Annotated in this window: 21 protein-coding genes and 1 riboswitch; of the genes, 7 read left to right on the top strand and 14 right to left on the bottom strand. The window is 72.5% G+C overall.

The window, feature by feature from the left end; genetic code table 11:
• Positions 1-5: 5 nt before the first annotated feature.
• Positions 6-326 carry a hypothetical protein gene (locus ACCP09_RS15825; protein WP_433747365.1) on the bottom strand — a complete coding sequence of 107 codons (321 nt, stop codon included), beginning with the start codon at positions 324-326 and terminating at the stop codon, positions 6-8.
• Positions 327-484: 158 nt separating this feature from the next.
• On the opposite strand from ACCP09_RS15825, the gene ACCP09_RS15820 reads away from it, so the two are divergent.
• Both ACCP09_RS15820 and ACCP09_RS15815 read left to right on the top strand, forming a co-directional pair.
• Positions 485-1,705, top strand: coding sequence for a Bcr/CflA family multidrug efflux MFS transporter (locus ACCP09_RS15820; protein ID WP_433747362.1), 1,221 nt, complete (start codon positions 485-487; stop codon positions 1,703-1,705).
• 238 nt (positions 1,706-1,943) lie between these two features.
• Positions 1,944-2,105, top strand: coding sequence for a hypothetical protein (locus tag ACCP09_RS15815; RefSeq protein ID WP_433747359.1), 162 nt, complete (start codon positions 1,944-1,946; stop codon positions 2,103-2,105).
• Here ACCP09_RS15815 and ACCP09_RS15810 read toward each other — a convergent pair.
• From ACCP09_RS15810 to ACCP09_RS15795, 4 genes are all read right to left on the bottom strand, one after another.
• Entirely contained in the window at positions 2,086-2,397 is a 312-nt protein-coding gene (locus ACCP09_RS15810) for a hypothetical protein (protein WP_433747356.1), read from the bottom strand. The two genes, ACCP09_RS15815 and ACCP09_RS15810, sit on opposite strands and share 20 nt — an antisense overlap.
• An 11-nt stretch (positions 2,398-2,408) precedes the next feature.
• Positions 2,409-2,795: a hypothetical protein gene (locus ACCP09_RS15805; protein ID WP_027934518.1), complete on the bottom strand. Its 387-nt coding sequence runs from the start codon at positions 2,793-2,795 to the stop codon at positions 2,409-2,411.
• 148 nt (positions 2,796-2,943) lie between these two features.
• Positions 2,944-3,771 carry an NBR1-Ig-like domain-containing protein gene (locus tag ACCP09_RS15800; protein WP_433747353.1) on the bottom strand — a complete coding sequence of 276 codons (828 nt, stop codon included), beginning with the start codon at positions 3,769-3,771 and terminating at the stop codon, positions 2,944-2,946.
• A 54-nt stretch (positions 3,772-3,825) separates the two neighbouring features.
• Positions 3,826-5,169, bottom strand: coding sequence for an FAD-dependent oxidoreductase (locus tag ACCP09_RS15795; protein ID WP_433747350.1), 1,344 nt, complete (start codon positions 5,167-5,169; stop codon positions 3,826-3,828).
• A gap of 119 nt (positions 5,170-5,288) precedes the next feature.
• On the opposite strand from ACCP09_RS15795, the gene ACCP09_RS15790 reads away from it, so the two are divergent.
• Positions 5,289-5,600, top strand: coding sequence for a hypothetical protein (locus ACCP09_RS15790; RefSeq protein ID WP_148085727.1), 312 nt, complete (start codon positions 5,289-5,291; stop codon positions 5,598-5,600).
• Between the two features lie 308 nt (positions 5,601-5,908).
• On the opposite strand, the gene ACCP09_RS15785 is transcribed toward ACCP09_RS15790, so the two are convergent.
• Entirely contained in the window at positions 5,909-7,129 is a 1,221-nt protein-coding gene (locus tag ACCP09_RS15785; protein ID WP_378362812.1) for an NAD(P)/FAD-dependent oxidoreductase, read from the bottom strand.
• A gap of 133 nt (positions 7,130-7,262) precedes the next feature.
• On the opposite strand from ACCP09_RS15785, the gene ACCP09_RS15780 reads away from it, so the two are divergent.
• Complete coding sequence (locus tag ACCP09_RS15780) at positions 7,263-7,463, top strand: hypothetical protein (RefSeq protein ID WP_017984299.1); 201 nt, start codon at positions 7,263-7,265, stop codon at positions 7,461-7,463.
• On the opposite strand, the gene ACCP09_RS15775 is transcribed toward ACCP09_RS15780, so the two are convergent.
• Entirely contained in the window at positions 7,464-8,468 is a 1,005-nt protein-coding gene (locus tag ACCP09_RS15775; protein WP_123685188.1) for a glycoside hydrolase family 172 protein, read from the bottom strand.
• Between the two features lie 59 nt (positions 8,469-8,527).
• On the opposite strand from ACCP09_RS15775, the gene ACCP09_RS15770 reads away from it, so the two are divergent.
• The 3 genes from ACCP09_RS15770 to ACCP09_RS15760 are packed head-to-tail and all read left to right on the top strand — an operon-like array spanning position 8,528 to position 10,403.
• Entirely contained in the window at positions 8,528-9,349 is an 822-nt protein-coding gene (locus ACCP09_RS15770) for an ABC transporter ATP-binding protein (protein WP_027934512.1), read from the top strand.
• An 11-nt stretch (positions 9,350-9,360) separates the two neighbouring features.
• Positions 9,361-10,017: an O-methyltransferase gene (locus ACCP09_RS15765; RefSeq protein ID WP_400988681.1), complete on the top strand. Its 657-nt coding sequence runs from the start codon at positions 9,361-9,363 to the stop codon at positions 10,015-10,017.
• Positions 10,014-10,403: an NUDIX hydrolase gene (locus tag ACCP09_RS15760; protein ID WP_027934510.1), complete on the top strand. Its 390-nt coding sequence runs from the start codon at positions 10,014-10,016 to the stop codon at positions 10,401-10,403. Before ACCP09_RS15765 ends, ACCP09_RS15760 begins: the two co-directional genes overlap by 4 nt.
• Here ACCP09_RS15760 and ACCP09_RS15755 read toward each other — a convergent pair.
• From ACCP09_RS15755 to ACCP09_RS15725, 7 genes are all read right to left on the bottom strand, one after another.
• Entirely contained in the window at positions 10,393-11,988 is a 1,596-nt protein-coding gene (locus tag ACCP09_RS15755; RefSeq protein WP_433747342.1) for a transglycosylase domain-containing protein, read from the bottom strand. The two genes, ACCP09_RS15760 and ACCP09_RS15755, sit on opposite strands and share 11 nt — an antisense overlap.
• A 44-nt stretch (positions 11,989-12,032) precedes the next feature.
• Complete coding sequence (gene gcvT, locus ACCP09_RS15750) at positions 12,033-13,118, bottom strand: glycine cleavage system aminomethyltransferase GcvT (RefSeq protein ID WP_378336963.1); 1,086 nt, start codon at positions 13,116-13,118, stop codon at positions 12,033-12,035.
• A gap of 2 nt (positions 13,119-13,120) precedes the next feature.
• On the bottom strand, positions 13,121-15,943 hold the full coding sequence (gene gcvP, locus ACCP09_RS15745; RefSeq protein WP_123685184.1) for an aminomethyl-transferring glycine dehydrogenase: 2,823 nt from the start codon (positions 15,941-15,943) through the stop codon (positions 13,121-13,123).
• 124 nt (positions 15,944-16,067) lie between these two features.
• Positions 16,068-16,162: riboswitch (glycine riboswitch) on the bottom strand.
• A gap of 33 nt (positions 16,163-16,195) precedes the next feature.
• Positions 16,196-16,960, bottom strand: coding sequence for a 3-oxoacyl-ACP reductase (locus tag ACCP09_RS15740; RefSeq protein ID WP_123685183.1), 765 nt, complete (start codon positions 16,958-16,960; stop codon positions 16,196-16,198).
• A complete protein-coding gene (locus ACCP09_RS15735) occupies positions 16,961-18,307 on the bottom strand; it encodes an aldehyde dehydrogenase family protein (RefSeq protein ID WP_433747337.1) in 1,347 nt (448 codons plus the stop codon). It abuts the gene before it with no gap.
• The gene (locus ACCP09_RS15730) at positions 18,298-18,996 is read right to left on the bottom strand and encodes a gamma-glutamyl-gamma-aminobutyrate hydrolase family protein (protein ID WP_433747334.1); all 699 of its coding nucleotides are present in this window, start codon (positions 18,994-18,996) and stop codon (positions 18,298-18,300) included. Before ACCP09_RS15730 ends, ACCP09_RS15735 begins: the two co-directional genes overlap by 10 nt.
• Positions 18,977-20,308, bottom strand: coding sequence for a glutamine synthetase family protein (locus ACCP09_RS15725; protein ID WP_433747606.1), 1,332 nt, complete (start codon positions 20,306-20,308; stop codon positions 18,977-18,979). Before ACCP09_RS15725 ends, ACCP09_RS15730 begins: the two co-directional genes overlap by 20 nt.
• Between the last annotated feature and the right edge of the window lie 24 nt (positions 20,309-20,332).

Genomic DNA, 20,332 nt, shown 5'->3' with positions numbered 1-20,332 from the left:
GGGCGTTACCTGGAGGGCGGCGCGCGGGCGCCGAGGGCGGTGCCCTGATCGCGGGCGGGTGCCGGAGCGTCGGGCGAGGGCCGGTCTTCCGCGTGGCCGACCGGTGGTTCGACGCCGACGACCGGCGGTAGGTCCGCGACCGGCAGCGGGGTGGCCGTGACGTGCGGCAACGGCTCCGCCGCGAGGGCGGCGATACCGTCCGGCGCGGGCGGGTGCGGGTGGCTCTCCGGCGTCGTCGGCGTGACGAGGCTGAGCAGCAGCAGGGCCAGGACGAGCAGGCCGCGGACGGACCGGTGCCGGGATTCCGTTCCCAGCTTCCGCCCCACGGCACTCCCCTCGACATCGGTCCGGTTTGTCCAGTATACCAGACAGTTGAGTCCACTGTGGACTGATCGGGTTCGGGTGTGCCGCACCACAGCGGGGAATGCGAACGCGATCTCCGGTGTTCGGTGTTGCCGGGTGGATCTGGTCGAGTGGAGGCGGAGTGAGCACGACAGCGGTCCCGGCACCGGCGACGACCAGACGGACACCCGGCACCCTGCGGTACGCGCTGATCCTCGGCGGGCTGTCGGCGTTCGCGCCGCTCTCGATCGACATGTACCTGCCCGCGCTCCCCCGGATGGCCGACGACCTGCACAGCTCGGCGCCGACGCTGCAGCTGACGCTGACCGCGTTCATCATCGGGCTGGCGCTGGGGCAGCTGATCGCCGGGCCGCTGTCGGACTCGCTGGGCCGCCGCCGTCCGCTGCTGGCCGGGCTCGTGCTGTACGCCGTCGCGTCGGTCCTGTGCGCGGTGAGCCCGACGGCGGAACTGCTGATCGCGGGCCGGTCGGTGCAGGCGCTCGGCGCGGCGGCCGGGATGGTGATCGCGCGGGCGTGCGTGCGCGACCTGTTCGCCGGCACCGCGATGACGAAGTTCTTCTCGATGTTGATGCTGGTCAGCGGGCTGGCCCCGATTCTGGCGCCGGTGATCGGCGGGCAGGTGCTGCGGCTGACGTCGTGGCGCGGGGTGTTCGTGGTGCTGGCCGTGTTCGGCGCGGTGCTGCTGGTGGCCGCGGCGCTGGCGATGCCCGAGACGTTGCCTGCCGACCGCCGCCGCCCGGCCCGGATCGGCTCGACGCTGCGCGGGTACGGCGTGCTGCTGCGGGACCGCTCGTTCGTCGGGTACGCGCTGTCGGCCGGGCTGATGTTCGCCGGGCTGTTCGCCTACATCTCGGCGTCGTCGTTCGTGCTGCAGGACGTTTACGGGCTGAGCCCGCAGGAGTACAGCCTGGTGTTCGGCGCGAACGGGCTGGGGATCGTGATCGCCGGGCAGGTCAACGGGCGGATCGTGGGCCGGGTGCGGGAGCGGACGTTGCTGACGGTCGGCCTGTCCGCCTCGGCGGTAGGCGGTGCCGGCGTGCTGGCGGCGGCGCTGGCCGGGCTGCCGCTGGGCGTGCTGCTGGCGCCGCTGCTGGTGATGGTGTCGAGCATCGGGCTGGTCATGCCGAACGCGTCGTCGCTGGCGCTGGCCGAGCACCCGCACAACGCCGGTGCGGCGTCGGCGCTGCTCGGGGTGATGCAGTTCGTGGTCGGCGGGCTGGCGACGCCGCTGGTGAGCATCGGCGGTGAGGCCAGCGCGGTGCCGATGGGCGTCGTGATGGCTGCGTTCGCCGTGATGGCTCTCCTGGTTTTCGCGACGCTGACCCGGCAGCGGACCCGCTAGGGTCCGGCGATGCCCCACGTCTCACCCCGCACCCCGGCCTGGGCGGCGCGCCCCGCGCTGTTCCTCGTCGGCGTGCTGTTCGTCCCCCTCGGCGGGAGCCTCGTGCTCGACGGGCACGGCTTCGGGTTCGTGTTCGCGGCGATGGGCCTGCTGTTCCTGGTGACGTGGTGGTTCCTGCAGCCGGAGCAGCCCACCGCGCGCGCGGCGCCGGCAGCGGTGGGCGTGCTCGCTGAGCCTGGTGACCGCGGCGCTGGTGGTCACCGCGGCCGTGCTGTTCCTCGGCACCGGCGCGCACCGGCCCACCTTCGCCGAACTGGCGCCCTCGATCGGCGTCGGCGTCCTCGCCGTCGCCGCGCTGGTCGCGCGCGTGGTGGTCGGCGTCAGCGGGCGACGGTCTTGACGATCCCGCCGTTGTCCGGGAAGTCGACCCCGCCACCGCACTCGAGCTTCGTGCCGTTCTTGAAATAGACGGTGATGGCGCCCTTGCACTCGAACGCCTTGAACGCGACCCAGGTGCGGGTGCCGGGCCGCAGGCACAGCGCGTCCTTGCCGAAGCGGCGGATGTAGCCGGAGTAGCCCTGGCCGCAGGTGGTGATGATGTCCGAGCCCGTCATGGGGGCCGGCGTGGCCGAGGCCGGCACGGGCAGGGCGGCCGCGGTCGCGGCGACGGCCGCGATCAGGAGGGTGCGCATGTCGTGGCCTTTCAGTAGCAGCGGGCGGAGGAGATCGCGTAGGTGTAGTTGTTCGACAGGTTCGACGTGACGTCGAAGGCGATCTCGTAGCCGATCGGCGGCTCGCCGAACACGTCGGTCCTGACGGTGTGCTCCTTGCCTGGCGCGATGACGCCCTTCCAGAGCTGCTTCTTACGCGTGACGTCGCGGATCACCAGCGCGAGGCCGCGGTAGTCGTGGTTGTGGACCTTGATGTGGATGACCTGGTCGGCGGCCACCCCGGCGGTGGTGGTGCGGCCGCCCATCAGCGAACCGCCCGCGCACACCTTCTCCGCCGCCGACGCCTGCGGCGCCACGAGCAGCGGGAGTGCCGCGGCGAGGGGCAGCGCGGCGGCGAGTGTCCTGATCGATTTCCGCATCCGGGATCTCCTTCGTCGGTGGACTGGCGCCGACGCTAGAGAGGTCTGGACCACCGGTGGAAGGCTCGTGACGGCCACACCGCGTCCGGTGGCCAAATCCGGACGTCCACGCAGGTCACGGCTTTGACCACCGGCGCGGGTAGCCGAATCAGCCCGCCACCCGGACGAAGAAGTACGCCGCGCGGGTGCCCGGCAGGAGCAGCCGGCCCGCGCTGTCGGTCATCTTGAAGTACACCTGGCAGTAGCCGGGCTTGTCCGGCGCGCGCACCTCGACCGAGACGCGCGCGGACCGGCCGGGCGGCGTGTCCGGAACGGGCACCACCGCGGGGGTCTGGCAGCCGTCGCCGGGGCCGAATCCGCCCTCGCGGCGCAGTGAGCGGTCCACCCACGGCACGGTCCCGGTGTTGCGGAACTCCCACGTCTTGACGAACCGCGCCCCGGTCGGCACCACGGTCCCGTCCGGGACGGTCACGTCGCCGGCGAACTCGGACTCGTCGCCGGGGACCAGCGGCGACAGGGCGGCCGGAGCGGGCGCCGCGGGCTCCGGGTCGCGCAGCAGTGCGGCCCCGGCGACCACGCCGATCGCCAGCACGGCGGTCGCCACGGCCGCGACGACCACCGGACGCCTCCAGCGGCGCGGGGCGGGCGCCGGGTTCGCGACGCCGTCGCGGACCCGTTCCCAGTCGGCGCGCCAGCGGGCCCGGACCTCCTCCTCGTGCTCGCCGAGCACCCCGACGGCCAGCACGCGCACGAACTCCCAGGTGGTGTCCCATGACGGCAACCGCTGCCCCCGCGCGGCCGCCGAGAGGGCGGACTTCGACGCGAGCGCGCCGAGTTCGGTGCGCATGCGGTCGTAGGAGGGATCGCCCGCCGACCGCTTGAGGGCCCACAACCGGTGCGCGAACGCGGCCACCGGACCGCCCGCGGGATCCGGACAGCTGGCGACGCGGCCCCGCCTGGCTGCTTCGTCGATCACGAGGACCGAGGGTATGTGGCGGGCACGCGCCCCGGCTGCACGCGAGGCGCAGGTTCAGCCGAGCAGGTGGCTTCCGCTCAGGTGCGCCAGCAGCTCGTCGCGGGGCGGGCCGGGCGGCTTCGGCGGTCCGAGCGCGGCCAGGATCGCCGCGATGCGGTCGTGCAGGGCGGCGTCCTCGTCGAACACCGCGACGCGGTCCAGCAACCCGATCCGCCGGACCGTCCGGCGCAGCACCCCATCGTCGTGCGGCGCGGCGGTCAGCGCGCCGGCGAACGAGAACAGCGGGTAGTGGCTGTCGGGACGGGCGGGGTCCACCGGTTCGCCCCGCCACCGCGCGGACCGGCCCGCGTCGATGCCGCACGCGAGCGCGTGCCGCTCACGGGACTCCGGGCCCGCCTTCGCGCGGAAGCACTCCGCGACGTCGCCGGGCGCCTCCGCGGCCGCGTCGGCCAGGGCGCGTGCGTGTGCGAGGGCGAACGACAACCCGTACGCGAAAGCGGGATCGGTGTGGCAGAAGGCGTCCCCGACCGCGAGGAGCGCTGCCGACCGGGTGTGGTCGACGTTGCGCAGGCCGCCCATCGGCATGACGCCGGTGATCGGCTCGGCGAAGTCCGGCGAGGTCATCACGTCGAGCGGCGTGATCCGGGTGCAGACCGCCTGCCAGACCTGCTCGAAGCGGAGCACGCGCAGGTCGCGGTCCTCGCTCGGGACCAGGATGATCACGGCGAACGTGCGGTTGTCGCCGCGGAAGGTGTTGAACCCCAGGTAGCCCAGGTCGCCGCGCGGGTTCAGCAGCGGCGCGTCCACGTATCCGGCGCCGGGCCGCAGCCGGAAGTACCGGCAGTAGTAGACGGCGCCGCAGTCGGTCGGCTCCCCCGCGGCCTCCGGCCAGCCCGGCGGCCGCCGGTAGCGGCCGAGCGCGTCCACGACCACGTCGCCGGGCACCGGCTGCCCGTCGGCCACCACCGAGCCGTCCTCGGACAGCCCGTCGACGTGCACGCCACCCCGCAGGTCGACGGCCGGTTCCGCGGCCACCGCGCGACGCAGCGCCCACTCGATGAGGGGGCGGCGCGCCCACAGGTAGACCAGGGCCTCGTCGCCCGGTTCACGGGGCCCGTGCAGCTTCTCCGTGAGGTCCTGTTCGCTCGCGCCGGCCTCCGCGAGCGAGGTGAGGACGTCCGGGGCGTGCTCGTCGAGCAGCTTCCGGCCGCGGGGCAGGAAGGCGTGGGGCTGGAAGTAGTGCGGGATGCCGCGGCGCTCCAGCGCGAAGGCGCTTTCCGGCGGCGCGGCGGGATCCGGCGCGTCGCGCTCCAGGACGACCGCGTCGTGCCCCGCCCTGGCCACCGCCAGCGCTGACGCGAGTCCGGCCACGCCGCCGCCCGCCACGACGAACCGCATCGTCCGACGTTAGTTCTCCGCGGTGCCGCGGACAACGCGTTCCTCACCCGGGCGGCAGGCGGAACCAAGATCGCGTCCACCACGTCCGACCCGCGCACAACCGACCTGGGAGGCAACGAATGCTGAAGAGAAGCGTGGCCGCACTGGCGGGCCTGGCGATCGCCGCGGGCTCGGTGCTGGTCACCGCACCCGCCGCGAACGCCACCCCGTCCTGCCGGGTGGGCGTGGTCAAGGAGACGGTGAAGATCCGCTCCGGCGCCGGCACGAACTACACCGCGCTGGGGCAGGTGAGCAAGGGGGCGGAGATCTGCACCTGGGGCACCACCTCGGGCGGGAGCTACAGCGCGTGCGGCAGCTCCTCGTCCACGTGGGTGATCGTCCACTACAGCGGGCGGAACGCCTACATCGCGCGCACCTGCGTCAGCCTCTGACCCGCGGAGGCCGCCCGCACCGGGCGGCCTCACCCGGGCGCGGCCAGATCCCCTGGGGCAGGTGGTCCACCAGCCGACAAGCCATCGCCCTCACGCAGCTGCTCCACCAGCCAACAAGACCTGCCGCACAAGCCGACCAACCGACCGCCACACGAGCCTCCACCCGAGCGCAGCCAGATCCGCCTCACGCAGCCGCTCCGCCGCCGCACGGACCTTCACCCGAACGCGACGAGATCCCCTCACGCAGCGGCTCCGCCAGCCCACGAGCTTCGCCGGACAAGCCGACCAACCGGCCGCCACACGAGCCTTCACCCGAGCGCAGCTAGGTCCCCTTCACGCAGCTGCTCCGCCGTCACCGTCGCGTCGCCGTCCACCAGTGCTTTCAGCGCGTCGCCGTCGTCCCACATGTTCACGTTCATCGCGGCCGTCACCCGGCCGTCGCGCAGCCAGAAGGCGGTGAACTCGCGTTTGCCCAGGTCGCCGCGGACCACCAGTTCGTCCCGCTCCGGGTCGGCGATGCCGCGGTACTCGCAGCCGAGGTCGTACTGGTCCGTGAAGAAGTACGGGGTGCGCGTGTACTGCTCCTGCCCACCGGCCAGGTTCGCCGCCACGTGGGTGCCCTGGTTCTTCGCGTTCGCCCAGTGCTCGACGCGGATCCGGCGCCCGTACCGCGGGTGCCACTGCGCCGCGATGTCCCCCGCCGCGTACACGTCCGGCGCCGCCGTGCGCAGGGACGCGTCGACGGCCACCCCGCCCTCGTCGGCCAGGTCCAGCCCGGCCGCGTGCGCCAGGTCCACCCGCGGCTTCGCGCCCACCGCGACCAGCACCACGTCCGCGGGCAGCTCGCTCCCGTCGGCCAGCCGCACCCCGGCCACGCCGCCCGGCCCGCCGGTCACCTCCGTGATGCCGCTGCCCAGCCGCCACCGCACGCCGTGCTCGGTGTGCAGGTCGGCGAACACCTTGCTGATCTCCGGCCCCAGCACCCACAGCGGCCCCGGCAGCACGTCGACCATCGTCACGTCCGCGCCGTGGTGCCGCGCCGCCGCCGCGGCCTCCGTCCCGATCCAGCCCGTGCCGATCACCACCACCCGCGGCGACCCGGTGAACGCCGACCGCAGGGCGAGCGCGTCGTCGAGGGTGCGCAGCGTGTACACGCCCGGCAGGTCCACCCCGCGCACCGGCAGCGTCCGCGGCTGCGACCCGGTCGCCAGCAGCAGCCGATCGTAGGGGTGCCGTCCGCCGCGGGCGTCCAGCACCACCCGCGCGCCCAGTTCCACCCGCGTCGCGCTGGTGCCGGAGCGCAGGTCGATGCCGTGCTGCGCGTAGAAGTCCGCGTCCCGCACCCAGTCGGGCTCGTCGCCCTGGCCGAGCAGGACCTTCTTCGACAGCGGCGGCAGCTCGTAGGGCGGGTGCGCCTCCGCGCCGAGGACCACCACCTCGCCGTCGTAGCCGTTCTCCCGCAGGGCCGCCGCGGCCGACGCGCCCGCGAGGCCGGCGCCGACGATCACGATCCGCCTGGGCTCGGACATGGGCCACTCCTCATCCGTGTGATCCGTGCCACCTGACGCTACTGCGGACATTTTTTCCGCGCCACCGCGTCACGCCCGCCCCGCTCGGCCGTCCCACTGTCACCTGCAAGACCACCGAAGGAAGGCGACGGACGTGGCGGCTCGAGACGAATGGTCGATCAGCTGCCGGGACCTGGCCGGCAGGCGACGCGACCTGACTGTGTTCGTGAGCAGCGGGCGTGTGGTCCTGGTGGCGCCGCCGGGCGAAGCCGCGGTGCTCGAACCGCTCGACGTCGGCAGGCTGCGCGCCGCGCTGCGCGACGCCGTCGTCGTGGTCGGCGAGCGGTCCCAGTAGTCACTCCAGATCCGCGACGGCCGCGGCGACGTCGACCGGCGGCACCGGCTGCGCGCGCTCGCACACCGTGAAGGCGGCGGCGCAGTAGTCGTCGACGCGTTCGACCAGACCACCCCGGTCGGCTCCGATCTGCTGCAGCGTCACCTGCAGGTCGGTGCTGAACATGATCGGGTCGAGCACGTGCCAGCGGTAGAACCCGACGTACTTCGGGATCGGCCCGCGGCCGGGCACCTCCAGCGGCGCGCCCGCGTACAGCCCGGCGTGCGGGCCCATCCCCCACGCCGAGCCGACGTAGTCCTCCAGCCCGGTCCCGCAGATCGTGGGGAACTCGCGGTCGCCGTCGCGGTAGACCTTCACCTCTCCCTCGCCGTACCACTGGCCGCCGTCGATCGGCCGCACCCCGCCGACCCAGCCGAGGAACCGGCCCGGTCCGCGCAGCCCCTCGGTCACCACGAAGTCCCGCTTCGACACCGTCGGGTTCTCCCGGCGGAAACCCACGTGCAGCCGCCCGGACGCGGATTCGCCGAGCGTGTAGTCGATCTGGAAGTACAGGACGATCGGGTCGGGGTTGCCGTTGACCAGGTCGACGTGGATGCGCTCGCCGAAGGCCATCGGCACGTAGCTGTTGAAACCGCGGGCCTCCGGCATGCTGGTCAGCGCGCTGGAGTAGGCGACGGGGCGGCCGTGCGGGGAGCCGAAGAAGTCCAGGCACGGCACCGACACGCTGGGGTAGGACAGGCCGCCGTAGCGGACTTCGAGGGTGACGGCGCGCATGCGGGCCGGCCGGTCGGGCGGGAACGTCATCCAGATGTGCCGGATGGTCCCCGGCCCGGCGAGGTCGGCGAGGGTGACGCGCTCGCCGCCTTCGATCACCCGGCTGGGAGCGCCCTTGCGGCCGCCTCCGGCGCGGCCGCCGGCGCCGCGCTCCCCGGTGGGGTTCTCGAACGTGACCGCCCGCGAGTCGAGCACGGGCGTGACGCGAGTCAGATCCGTGACGTCGAACACCCTGTCAACGTAGGCATGATCCGTACCGTTCGCCAGACTTGTAGGTTAGCCTAACCTCTATGGCCCAGACCGTGGATCTTGTCGCCGAGCCGACCACCAGCACCCGGCTGCACGGTGACGGCCTGACGTTGGGGTACGACGGCCGGGTCGTCGCCGAGGGCCTTTCGGTCACCATCCCGGACCAGTCGTTCACCGTCATCGTCGGGCCGAACGCGTGCGGCAAGTCCACGCTGCTGCGGGCGCTGAGCAGGCTGCTGAAGCCGCGGCAGGGCATGGTCTACCTGGACGGCGAGGTCATCACGTCGCTGCCGGCCAAGCAGGTCGCGCGCAAGCTGGGTCTGCTCCCGCAGAGCTCGATCGCGCCGGACGGCATCACGGTCGCCGACCTGGTGTCCCGCGGCCGGTACCCGCACCAGCGGCTGCTGCGCCAGTGGTCGCGCGAGGACGCCGAGGTGGTCGAGCGGTCGATGGCCGCGACCGGCGTGTCGGAACTGGCCGACCGCATGGTCGACGAGCTGTCCGGCGGGCAGCGGCAGCGCGTGTGGCTGGCGATGGCGCTCGCGCAGGAGACCGAGCTGCTCCTGCTGGACGAGCCGACCACGTTCCTGGACATCGCGCACCAGATGGACATCCTCGACCTGTGCGCGAAGCTGCACGCCGAGCAGGGCCGCACGCTGGTCGCGGTGCTGCACGACCTCAACCACGCGGCCCGCTACGCCACGCACCTGATCGCCATGCGCGGCGGCGAGGTACTCGCGACCGGCACGCCGGAGGAGGTCGTCACCGCCGAGCGCGTCGAGGAGATCTTCGACCTGCCGTGCTCGGTCATCCCCGACCCGGAGACCGGAACCCCGTTGGTCATCCCGAAGGCGCGCCGGTAGTTTCGGCTCTTGTGAGCCAGGACGTGTGGAGCGCGGTCGACGACTACGTCGACCGGACGCTCATCCCAGCCGACCCGGTGCTCGACGACGCGCGTGCGGCTGCGGCCGACGCCGGGCTGCCCCCGATCGCGGTGTCCCCGGCGCAGGGCAAGCTGCTGCACCTGCTGGCGCGGATGCACGGCGCCCGCTCGATCCTGGAGATCGGCACCCTCGGCGCGTACAGCACGATCTGGCTCGCGCGGGCGCTGCCGCCGGACGGCAGGCTGGTCACGCTGGAGGCGGACCGCAAGCACGCGCAGGTGGCGGAGAACAACCTGGACGCGGCCGGGTTCGGCGAGCTCGTCGAGGTCAAGGTCGGCAAGGCGCTGGACACGCTGCCCTCCGTCGAGGGCCCGTTCGACCTGATCTTCATCGACGCGGACAAGCCGAACAACCCGGAGTACTTCCGCTGGGCGCTGCGGTTGTCCCGGCCGGGCTCGGTGATCATCGTCGACAACGTGGTGCGGAACGGCGCGCTCGCCGACGCGGACAGCACGGACCCCGCGATCGTCGCGACCCGCGAGATGCACGAGCTGATCGCCGCCGAGCCGCGGGTCGAGGCCACCGTGGTGCAGACCGTCGGACAGAAGGGCTACGACGGGTTCACGCTCGCGCTGGTGACGGAGTGATCGACAAGGTCGCCTGGCTCCGGGTGGAGTCCGGCCGCGTGCTCGCGGCGCGCTCGCACGGCAAGTCGGCGTGGTACCTGCCCGGCGGCAAGCGCGAGCCCGGTGAGAGCGACGTGGCGACGCTGGTGCGCGAGGTCGCCGAGGAGCTGTCGGTGTCGATCGACCCGGCGACCGCGGTGCACACCGCGACGATCGAGGCGCCCGCCGACGGGCAGGCACAGCTGCTGCGGATGACCTGCTACACCGCGGACTACCAGGGCACGATCACGCCGTCCGCCGAGATCGCGGAGGTGGCCTGGCTCGGTTACGCCGACCGCCACCGCGGCTCCCGGGCGTTCCAGCAGGTGTTCGAGGAGCTGCGCCGCCGCGGGGACCTCACCGCGTAGACAGCTCCGGCGACATCACCTCGCGCCAGATGTCCGACGGCAGGGTGGCGCCGGTCAGGGGCACGCCCTTCCAGTCCGCGCGCGGGCGTTCCTCGTCGCCGCCGACCCACACCAGGGTGGCCATCGACGTGCTCGCGCCTGCCATCCACGCGTCGGACGTGCCGTACTCGCCCGGCACGCCGCCGGCCGGCAGGGCGGCCTCTCGCGGCAGCGCGGGCACCGGCGTGGTGTCCTGGCGCCACACCACCTCGTCGCCGCGCCGCAGCTCGGCCACGAAGTGCGGCGCCACCCGCATCCCGCCGCTCGCGAAGGTCGCGAACACGCCGGCCAGGTCCAGCGGTCGCAACCGGTACGTGCCCTCGGCGATGCTCGACGCGATCCGCACCCCGTCGGGCGCGGTCAGGGTCCGGGCGCCGTCGAGGAATTCCGGAACGCCGGCGTCGTAGGCAGCCTGCCGGATCTTCGGACCGGTCACCACGGGCGGGTCGTCGGCGCGGGCGCGGAACTCGGCCAGCTGCACGACCGGCCGGAACGCCGAACCCGGGCGCCGCGGGGTGACGGCGTAGTCCGTCACGCCCCAGTTCCCGCCCGCGTACGCGGCGACCCCGCCGTCGCGCGGGCGCACGGACACCACGGCCGCCCGCAGCTCCGCGGGTTCGCCCGCGAGCCGGTCCCGCACCGGGCGCTCGGCGCGGCCCTGCGCGTCGCGGTCGAGCGTGGTGCGCACCGTCAGTCCCTCGCGGCGCAGCCGTTCCAGCGGCCACCCCCGCGTCTCCAACTCGGTGAGCACCTGCTGGCGGATGTGGTAGTCGCTGTAGGAGGTCCGCCCGGCCCTCGTCTCGTCCGGGTCGAGGACCTGCGGGTACGCCATGCCGGACCGGTCGGCCGGCGAGACGTACCCGCGCTCGGCCAGCTTGTCCGCGGCGTACGTCCAGCGCCGCGCGGCCTGCTCGGGCCCGACCGTCGCCGGGTCGTGCCCGTAGGGCGCCTGCAGCATCCCGGCCAGGAACGCGGCCTCGCTCCACGAGATGTCCGCCAGCTGCTTGCCGAAGTACGCCTGCGCCGCGGCGGCCGGGCCGTGCGTGTTGCGGCCGAAGGAGATGATGTTGACGTAGCTTTCGAAGATCTGTTCCTTGCTCTGCCGGTCGGTGATCTTCGTGGCGAGCACCAGCTCCTTGAACTTGCGGAACAGCGTCGCGTCGTCCTCGCCGGTGGAGTTCTTGATGTACTGCTGCGTGATGCCCGAGCCGCCGCCGACGCCGGTCACCATCGCGCGCGCGATCCCCGTCGGCTCGAACCCGCCGTTGGTCCAGAACGTCGGGTCCTCGACGGCGACGATCGCGTCGACCAGCTTGCGCGGGATCCGGTCGTACGGGGTGAAGGTGCGGTCGCCGTCCGGCGGCACGACCCGCATCAGCTCGGTGCCGTCGGCGTACTCGACCACCACGGTCTTGTCGAGCTCGGCCAGCACCTCCTGCGGGCTGCGCACGTCCCACGCCAGGTAGCCGATCGCGAACGCGATCGCCGGCACCCCGATGACGAGCCCGGCCAGCACGTACGCGACCCGCCGGACCCGTCGCCACACCCGCCTGCGTTTGTTCTTCACACACCACAAACGCGGTCAGGAAGTTACTTCGTTGCGTCCCGCTGGTAGAACGGCAACGCGACGACCTCGACCGGCTCGATCCGGCCGCGGATGTCGACCGACAGCTGCGTGCCCGGCTCGCTCAGCGCGACCGGCACGTAGGCCATCGCCACCGGGTGGCCCAGCGTCGGCGACAAGGCGCCGCTGGTCACCTCGCCCACCGGCTCCTCGCCGGAGAGCACGCGGTACCCGTGCCGCGGCGCGCGCCGCCCGGTGCCACGCAGCCCGACCAGCACCTCGGACGGCTCCTGCCGCCCTGCCAGCGCCGCCTTGCCGACGAAGTCGGGCTTGTCCAGCTTGACCACACGGCCCAGGTTCGCCTCGAACGGCGACCGCTGCCGGGACAACTCGTTGCCGTACAACGGCATGCCCGCCTCCAGGCGCAGCGTGTCGCGGCAGGCGAGCCCGGCGGGCACCAGCCCGTGCGGCTGACCGGCCTCGGTGAGGATGTGCCACACCGACGCCGCTTCGTCCGCGGGGACGTACAGCTCGAAGCCGTCCTCGCCGGTGTAGCCGGTGCGCGCCAGCAGCACCTCGTGGCCCTTCACCGTGGCGGGCATGCTCGCGTAGTACTTCAGGCCGGCCAGGTCGGCGTCGGTGACCGCACCGACCACGTCCACCGCCTTCGGGCCCTGGACCGCGATCAACGCGAACTCCGCCGACCGGTCGGTGACCCGCGCGTCGAAGCGGGACGCGCGCTCGGTCAGCTCGGCGGCCACCGCCGGCGCGTTGCCCGCGTTGGCGACCACGAGGTACTTCTCGTCCTCGAGCCGGTACACCACGAGGTCGTCGATCACCCCGCCGTCGGCGTCGCAGATCATCGTGTAGCGGGCGCGGCCCGGCTTGACCGCGGACAGCTTGCCGACGAACGCGTGGTCGAGCGCGTCGGCGGCCTGCGGGCCGGTCACCTCGATCTCGCCCATGTGGGAGAGGTCGAACAGCCCGGCCGCCTCGCGCACCGCGCGGTGCTCGGCCAGCTCGCTGCCGTACCGCACCGGCATTTCCCAGCCCGCGAAGTCGGTGAACAGCGCGCCCAGTCCCTTGTGGACGGAATACAGTGCGGTGCGCATGGTCAGCTCCCGTAGGCTTCGATGGACGGGCACGAGCAGACGAGGTTGCGGTCGCCGTGGGCGCCGTCGATGCGCCGGACCGGGGACCAGTACTTGTTCTTCGGCGACATCCCGCCCGGGTAGACCGCGGTCTTGCGGTCGTACGGCAGGTCCCAGTCACCGGTGAGCATCTCCGCGGTGTGCGGCGCGTTGCGCAGCGGGCTCTGCTCGATGGCCCACCGGCCCTCGGCGACCTCCTCGATCTCCCGCCGGATGGCGATCATCGCGTCGCAGAACCGGTCCAGCTCGGCGACGTCCTCGCTCTCGGTCGGCTCCACCATCAGCGTCCCGGCGACCGGGAACGACATCGTCGGCGCGTGGAAGCCGTAGTCCACCAGGCGCTTGGCGACGTCGTCGACCGTCACGCCGGTGCGCTTGGTCAGCGCGCGCAGGTCGAGGATGCACTCGTGCGCCACCCGCCCGTTGCGCCCGGTGTAGAGCACCGGGTAGTGCGGGGACAGCCGCGCGGCGACGTAGTTCGCGGCGAGCACGGCGACCTTGGTGGCGCTGGTCAGCCCGGCCCCGCCCATCATCCGGATGTAGGCCCACGAGATGGGCAGGATCGACGCCGAACCGAACGGCGCCGCCGAGATCGGGCCGACGCCGGTGTCCGGGCCCGCGCCGTCGGACAGCGGGTGGTTGGGCAGGTACGGCGCGAGGTGCGCGCGCACCGCGACCGGGCCGACGCCGGGGCCGCCACCGCCGTGCGGGATGCAGAACGTCTTGTGCAGGTTCAGGTGCGACACGTCGCCACCGAACTCGCCCGGCTTGGCCAGGCCCAGCAGCGCGTTGAGGTTCGCGCCGTCGACGTAGACCTGCCCGCCGGCTTCGTGCACGATGCGGGCGATCTCGCCGATGCCCTCCTCGTACACGCCGTGCGTGGACGGGTAGGTGACCATGATCGCGGACAGCGCGTCGCGGTGCTGCTCCGCCTTGGCACGCAGGTCGTCCAGGTCGACGTCGCCGTTGTCGTTGCAGGCCACCACGACCACGCGCATCCCGGCGAGCACGGCGGAGGCCGCGTTGGTGCCGTGCGCCGACGACGGGATCAGGCACACGTCGCGCTCCGGCTGCCCGTTGGCGCGGTGGTAGGCGCGGATGGCGAGCAGCCCGGCCAGCTCACCCTGGCTGCCGGCGTTGGGCTGCAGGGACACCTCGTCGTAGCCGGTGACCTCGGCGAGCCAGCCGCAGAGCTGGTCTATCAGCTCGCGGTAGCCCGCCGCGTCCTCGGCGGGCGCGAACGGGTGCAGGCCCGCGAACTCCGGCCAGCTGATCGGCTCCATCTCGGCGGTCGCGTTGAGCTTCATCGTGCACGAGCCGAGCGGGATCATGCCGCGGTCCAGCGCGTAGTCCTGATCGGACAGACGGCGCAGGTACCGCAGCATCGCGGTCTCCGAACGGTGGGTGTGGAACACCTCGTGCGTCAGGAACTCGCTGGTGCGGGCCAGCCCGGCGGGCAGCGCGGTGGCGCCGTCGGCGATGCCCGGCTCCGCGCCGAACGCCCGCAGCACGCGGTCCACGATGTCCACAGTGGTCACTTCGTCACAGGCGACCCGCACGTGGTCGTCGTCCACGCGGCCGAGGTTCACGCCCGACTCGCGCGCCGCGGCGACCACGGCGGCGGCCCGGCCCGGCACCCGCGCGAGCACGGTGTCGAAGAAGCTCTCGTGCACGACCTCCACGCCCGCCGACCGCAACGCCCCGGCCAGCCCGGCGGCCAGGCCGTGAACGCGCTGCGCGATCTCCTTGAGGCCCTCCGGACCGTGGTAGACGGCGTACATCGCGGCCAGCACGGCGGGCAGCACCTGCGCGGTGCAGATGTTCGAGGTCGCCTTCTCGCGGCGGATGTGCTGCTCGCGGGTCTGCAGCGCGAGCCGGTACGCGGTGTTGCCGTCCGCGTCGACCGACACGCCGACCAGGCGGCCGGGCAGCGACCGCTCCAGGCCCTTGCGCACGGCGAGGTACCCGGCGTGCGGGCCCCCGTAGCCGAGCGGCACGCCGAAGCGCTGGGTGGTGCCCGCCGCGATGTCGGCGCCGAACTCGCCCGGCGCGGTGACCAGCGTCAGCGCCAGCAGGTCCGCGGCCACGGTGTAGAGCGCGCCGGCGTCCTTGGCGACCTTGCCGATCGCCTCGTAGAAGCCCTTGCCGCGCAGCACGCCGGACGCGCCCGGGTACTGCACGACGACGCCGAAGAAGTCCTCCGGCAGCCCGGTGCCCAGGTCCCGCACGTCGACCTCGATGCCGACCGCCTCGGCCCGCGTCCGCACCACCGCGATGGTCTGCGGCAGGCACTCGGCGTCCAGCACGACGCGCGACGACTTCGCCTTCGACGCGCGGCGCATGAGCAGGACGGCCTCGGCGACCGCGGTGGACTCGTCGAGGAGGGAGGCATTGGCGATGTCCAGGCCGGCCAGGTTCGACACCATCGTCTGGAAGTTGAGCAGCGCCTCCAGCCGCCCCTGCGAGATCTCCGGCTGGTACGGCGTGTACGCGGTGTACCAGGCCGGGTTCTCCAGCACGTTGCGGCGGATGACCGGCGGGGTGACGGTGTCGCTGAAGCCGAGGCCGATCATCTGGGTCATCGGGCGGTTCTTCGCCGCCAGCGCCCGCAGCTCGGCGGTCGCCTCCTGCTCGGAGGCCGGGGGCAGGTCGAGCGCGCCCGCGGTGCGGATCGACGCCGGGACGGCGGCCTCGACCAGCGCGTCCAGGCTCCCGAACCCGCACTCGGCGAGCATCTTGGCCTGTTCGTGCTCGGAAGGTCCGATGTGGCGATCGGCGAAGGACATCGGGAGCTCCTCATCTACGGGTGCGGGAACTCCCCCTCTGTCATCGGCACCTGAGAGTTTCACCGCGCTCGCGGCTTTCACCTTGGGTGAGGCGCGATGCGCGCGCCTGCTTTCCAGAGTGGCCTGGCGCGGAGCGGTAACTGGTACCTGAGAGATTGGCGGGGAAGTTGCTCCTTCGGCGCCCCAGGGCTGACCTGGGGACTCTCCCGCTCCGGCTCGTGACGGCCTGCTGTTCAGTTGTCCGGCTTCAGTCTACAGCGGGGTAACGTACGCGCCCGAGATACCGCCGTCCACCAGGAACTGCGACGCCGTGATGAACGACGCATCGTCGCTGGCCAGGAAGGCCACGGCGGCGGCGATCTCCTCCGGCTCGGCGAAGCGGCCCAGCGGCACGTGCACCAGGCGGCGCGCGGCCCGCTCCGGGTCCTTGGCGAACAGCTCGCGCAGCAGCGGCGTGTTCACCGGTCCGGGGCACAGCGCGTTGACCCGGATGCCCTCGCGGGCGAACTGGACGCCCAGCTCGCGGGTCATCGCCAGCACGCCGCCCTTGGACGCGGTGTAGGAGATCTGCGAGGTCGCGGCGCCCATCACCGCCACGAAGGACGCGGTGTTGACGATCGAGCCCTTGCCCTGCCGCTGCATGTGCGGGATGGCGTGCTTGCAGCACAGGTAGACCGAGGTCAGGTTGACCTGCTGGACCTTCTGCCAGGCGTCGATGCCGGTGGTGAGGATCGAGTCGTCCTCCGGCGGGGAGATGCCGGCGTTGTTGAACGCCACGTCGAGGGAGCCGAACCGGTCGACCGTAGTGGCGAAGAGGGCCTCGACCTGCTCCTCGCTGGTCACGTCGGTGGGGACGAACTCGCCACCGACCTCCGCGGCCGCTTTCTTGCCCGCGTCGGCGTCGATGTCGGCGACCACCACCTTCGCGCCCTCGCTCGCCAGGCGGCGGGCGGTCGCCAGGCCGATCCCGCTGCCGCCGCCGGTGATCACGACGACCCGGCCGTCGAACCGCTGCATCTATTCCTCCGTGCTGATGAAGACGTTCTTGACGTCGGTGAACGCGTGCAGGGCGTCGGGCCCCAGCTCGCGGCCCAGACCGGACTGCTTGAAGCCGCCGAAGGGCGTCCAGTACCGCACCGACGAGTGCGAGTTGACCGACAGGTTGCCCGCCTCGACCGCGCGGGACACGCGCAGGGCCCGGCCCACGTCGCGGGTCCAGATCGAGCCGGACAGCCCGAAGGTGGTGTCGTTGGCGATGCGCACCGCGTCCGCCTCGTCACGGAACGGCACCACCGCGACGACCGGGCCGAAGACCTCCTCGCTCAGCAGGCGTTCGCCCGGCTTCGTCACGACCGTGGGCGGGAACCAGAAGCCTGGACCGTCGGGGGCGCTGCCGCGGATGGCGACCTCGGCGTCGTCGAGGTAGGAGGCGACCTTTTCGCGGTGCTCGGCGGAGATCAGCGGGCCCATCTCGGACTTCTCGTCGCCGGGGTCGCCGACGACGAGGTTCCGCACGGCGGGCTCCAGCAGCTCCAGGAACCGGTCGTGGACGCTGCGTTCGACGAGGATGCGGGAGCGGGCGCAGCAGTCCTGGCCCGCGTTGTCGAACACGCCGTAGGGCGCGGTCGCTGCGGCCTTCTCCAGGTCGGCGTCGGCGAAGACGATGTTCGCGCTCTTGCCGCCCAGCTCCAGCGTCAGGCGCTTGACCTGCTCGGCGCAGCCGGCCATGACCTGCTTGCCGACCGCGGTGGACCCGGTGAAGACGACCTTGCGCACGTCCGGGTGCGTGACGAACCGCTGCCCGACGACGGGGCCGGCACCGGGCACGACCTGGAAGACGCCTTCCGGGATCCCGGCCTCGCGGGCCAGCTCGGCGAGGCGGAGCGCGGTGAGCGGGGTCAGCTCGGCCGGTTTGAGCACGACGGTGTTGCCGGCGGCGAGGGCGGGCGCGAGTCCCCAGCCCGCGATCGGCATCGGGAAGTTCCACGGCACGATCAGGCCGACCACGCCCAGCGGCTCGTGGAAGGTCACGTCCAGCCCGCCCGCGACGGGGATCTGCTGCCCGAGCAGGCGTTCCGGCGCGCCGGCGTAGTAGTGCAGCACGTCGCGGACGTTGCCGGCCTCCCAGCGGGCGTTGCCGATGGTGTGACCGGAGTTGCGCACCTCCAGGCGCGCGAGGTTCTCCAGGTCGCCGTCGACGGCCTCGGCGAACCGGCGCAGCAGGCGGGCGCGGTCGCCGGGGGCGGTGTCCCGCCACGCGGGGAACGCCCGGCGAGCCTGCGCGATCGCCGCGTCGGCTTCCTCTTCGGCGGCCAGCGGGACGTCGGTGATCACGTCCTCGGTGGCCGGGTCGATCACCTGCACGCCGCCTCCACCAACGCCGCGAACAACCGGGTCTCCTGCGTGTCCTCTTCCGGGTGCCACTGCACGCCGACCACGAACCCCGCGCCCGGCAGCTCGACGGCTTCGATCGTGCCGTCCGCGGCGTGGCCCACGGCCCGCAGGCGGTCACCGAGCTGGTCGACGGCCTGGTGGTGGTAGCACTGGCACTTCGCATCCGCGCCGAGGATGCCCGCGATTCGGCTGCCTTCGGCGAGGGTGACGTGCGTCGGGCCGTAGACGCCCGGCGACGGCTGGTGCCCGGAGTGGCCGACGCGGTCCGGCAGGTGCTGGATCAGGCTGCCGCCGAGGGCGACGTTGAGGACCTGCATGCCGCGGCACACGCCGAGCACCGGCAGGCCGCGGTCGAGGGCGGCCCGCGCGAGGGCGAACTCGGCGGCGTCGCGTTCGGGACGGGTGGCGGTCTTGTCCTCGGGCTCTTGGCCGTAGCGGTGGGGTTCGACGTCGGCTCCGCCCGTCAGGACGAGGGCGTCCACAGCGGACAGTGCTTGGGTGTCCCCTGTCGGGAGCAGGACCGGGATACCACCGGCGTTGCTTGTCGCGTCCACATAGGAACGTGGGAGGAGTGCGGCGTCGGTGTGCCAGACGCCCCAGCTCGCCTTTTCCGTGTAGGTGGTCAGACCGATGATGGGCTTAGAGGCGTTCGAACCCACGCTGGCGCTCCCAGTCGGTGACGGCGGCATCGAAGGCGGTGAGCTCGATCCTGGCCGCGTTGAGGTAGTGCTCGACGACGTCCTCGCCGAACGCCTCGCGCGCAACCTTGCTGTCGGCCAGCAGCTCCGCCGCCTCCCGCAGCGTAGTCGGCACGGTCGGCTTGGCCGAGTGGTAGGCGTTGCCGGTGAACTCGTCCTCCAGCGGCAGCTCGTTCTCGATGCCGTGCAGGCCGGCGGCGATGATCGCGGCGACGGCGAGGTAGGGGTTGACGTCGCCGCCCGGCACCCGGTTCTCCACCCGCAGCGACTCGCCGTGACCGACGACGCGCAGCGCGCAGGTGCGGTTGTCGGTGCCCCAGGCGACGGCGGTCGGCGCGAAACTGCCGGGGACGAAACGCTTGTAGGAGTTGATGTTCGGCGCGAGGAAGTAGGTCAGTTCACGCAGGCAGGCCAGCTGCCCGGCGATGAAGTGCCGCATCAGCGCGGGGTCCTGCGCGAACACCGGGGCGCCGTCCGTGCCGCGCAGGCTGAGGTGGATGTGGCAGGAGTTGCCCTCGCGCTCGTTGTACTTGGCCATGAAGGTGAGGCTGCGGTTCTCCTGCGCGGCGATCTCCTTCGCGCCGGTCTTGTAGATGCTGTGGTTGTCGCAGGTGCGCAGGGCCTCGTCGAAGCGGAACGCGATTTCGTGCTGGCCGGGGTTGCACTCGCCCTTGGCGGATTCGACGTACATGCCCGCGCCGGCCATGTCGTTGCGGATGCGGCGCAGCAACGGCTCCAGCCTGGCGGTGCCGAGCATCGAATAGTCCACATTGTACTGGTTGGCGGGTGTCAGGTCGCGGTAGCCGCCGCGCCACGCCTGCTCGTAGGTGTCGTCGAAGACGATGAACTCCAGCTCGGTGCCGACGAACGCGGCGAGGTTGCGCTGGGCGAGCCGGTCGAGCTGGCGGCGCAGGACCTGCCGGGGCGAGGCGGTGACCTCGCCACCTTCGACGCGCTCGACGTCGCACAGCACGAGAGCGGTCCCGTCGTGCCAGGGCACGCGGCGCAGCGTGGACAGGTCCGGGCGGAGGACGAAGTCGCCGTAACCGCTTTCCCAGCTCGAGATCGCGTAGCCGTCGACGGTGTTCATGTCCACGTCGACGGCGAGGAGGTAGTTGCAGGCTTCGGTGGCGTGGGTGACGACCTCGTTGAGGAAGTACGCGGCCGAGCAGCGTTTGCCCTGGAGGCGGCCCTGCATGTCGGTCATCGCGACGAGCACGGTGTCCACGGTGCCCTCCTCGGCCAGTTCGCGGAGCTGGTCGAGGGTGAGCATGCCCTTGTTCATGTGACAACCCTT

The organism is Amycolatopsis sp. 3B14 (genome assembly GCF_050958625.1).
Classification (GTDB): domain Bacteria; phylum Actinomycetota; class Actinomycetes; order Mycobacteriales; family Pseudonocardiaceae; genus Amycolatopsis_E; species Amycolatopsis_E thermoflava.
This window is presented reverse-complemented; position numbering and strand designations above follow the sequence as displayed.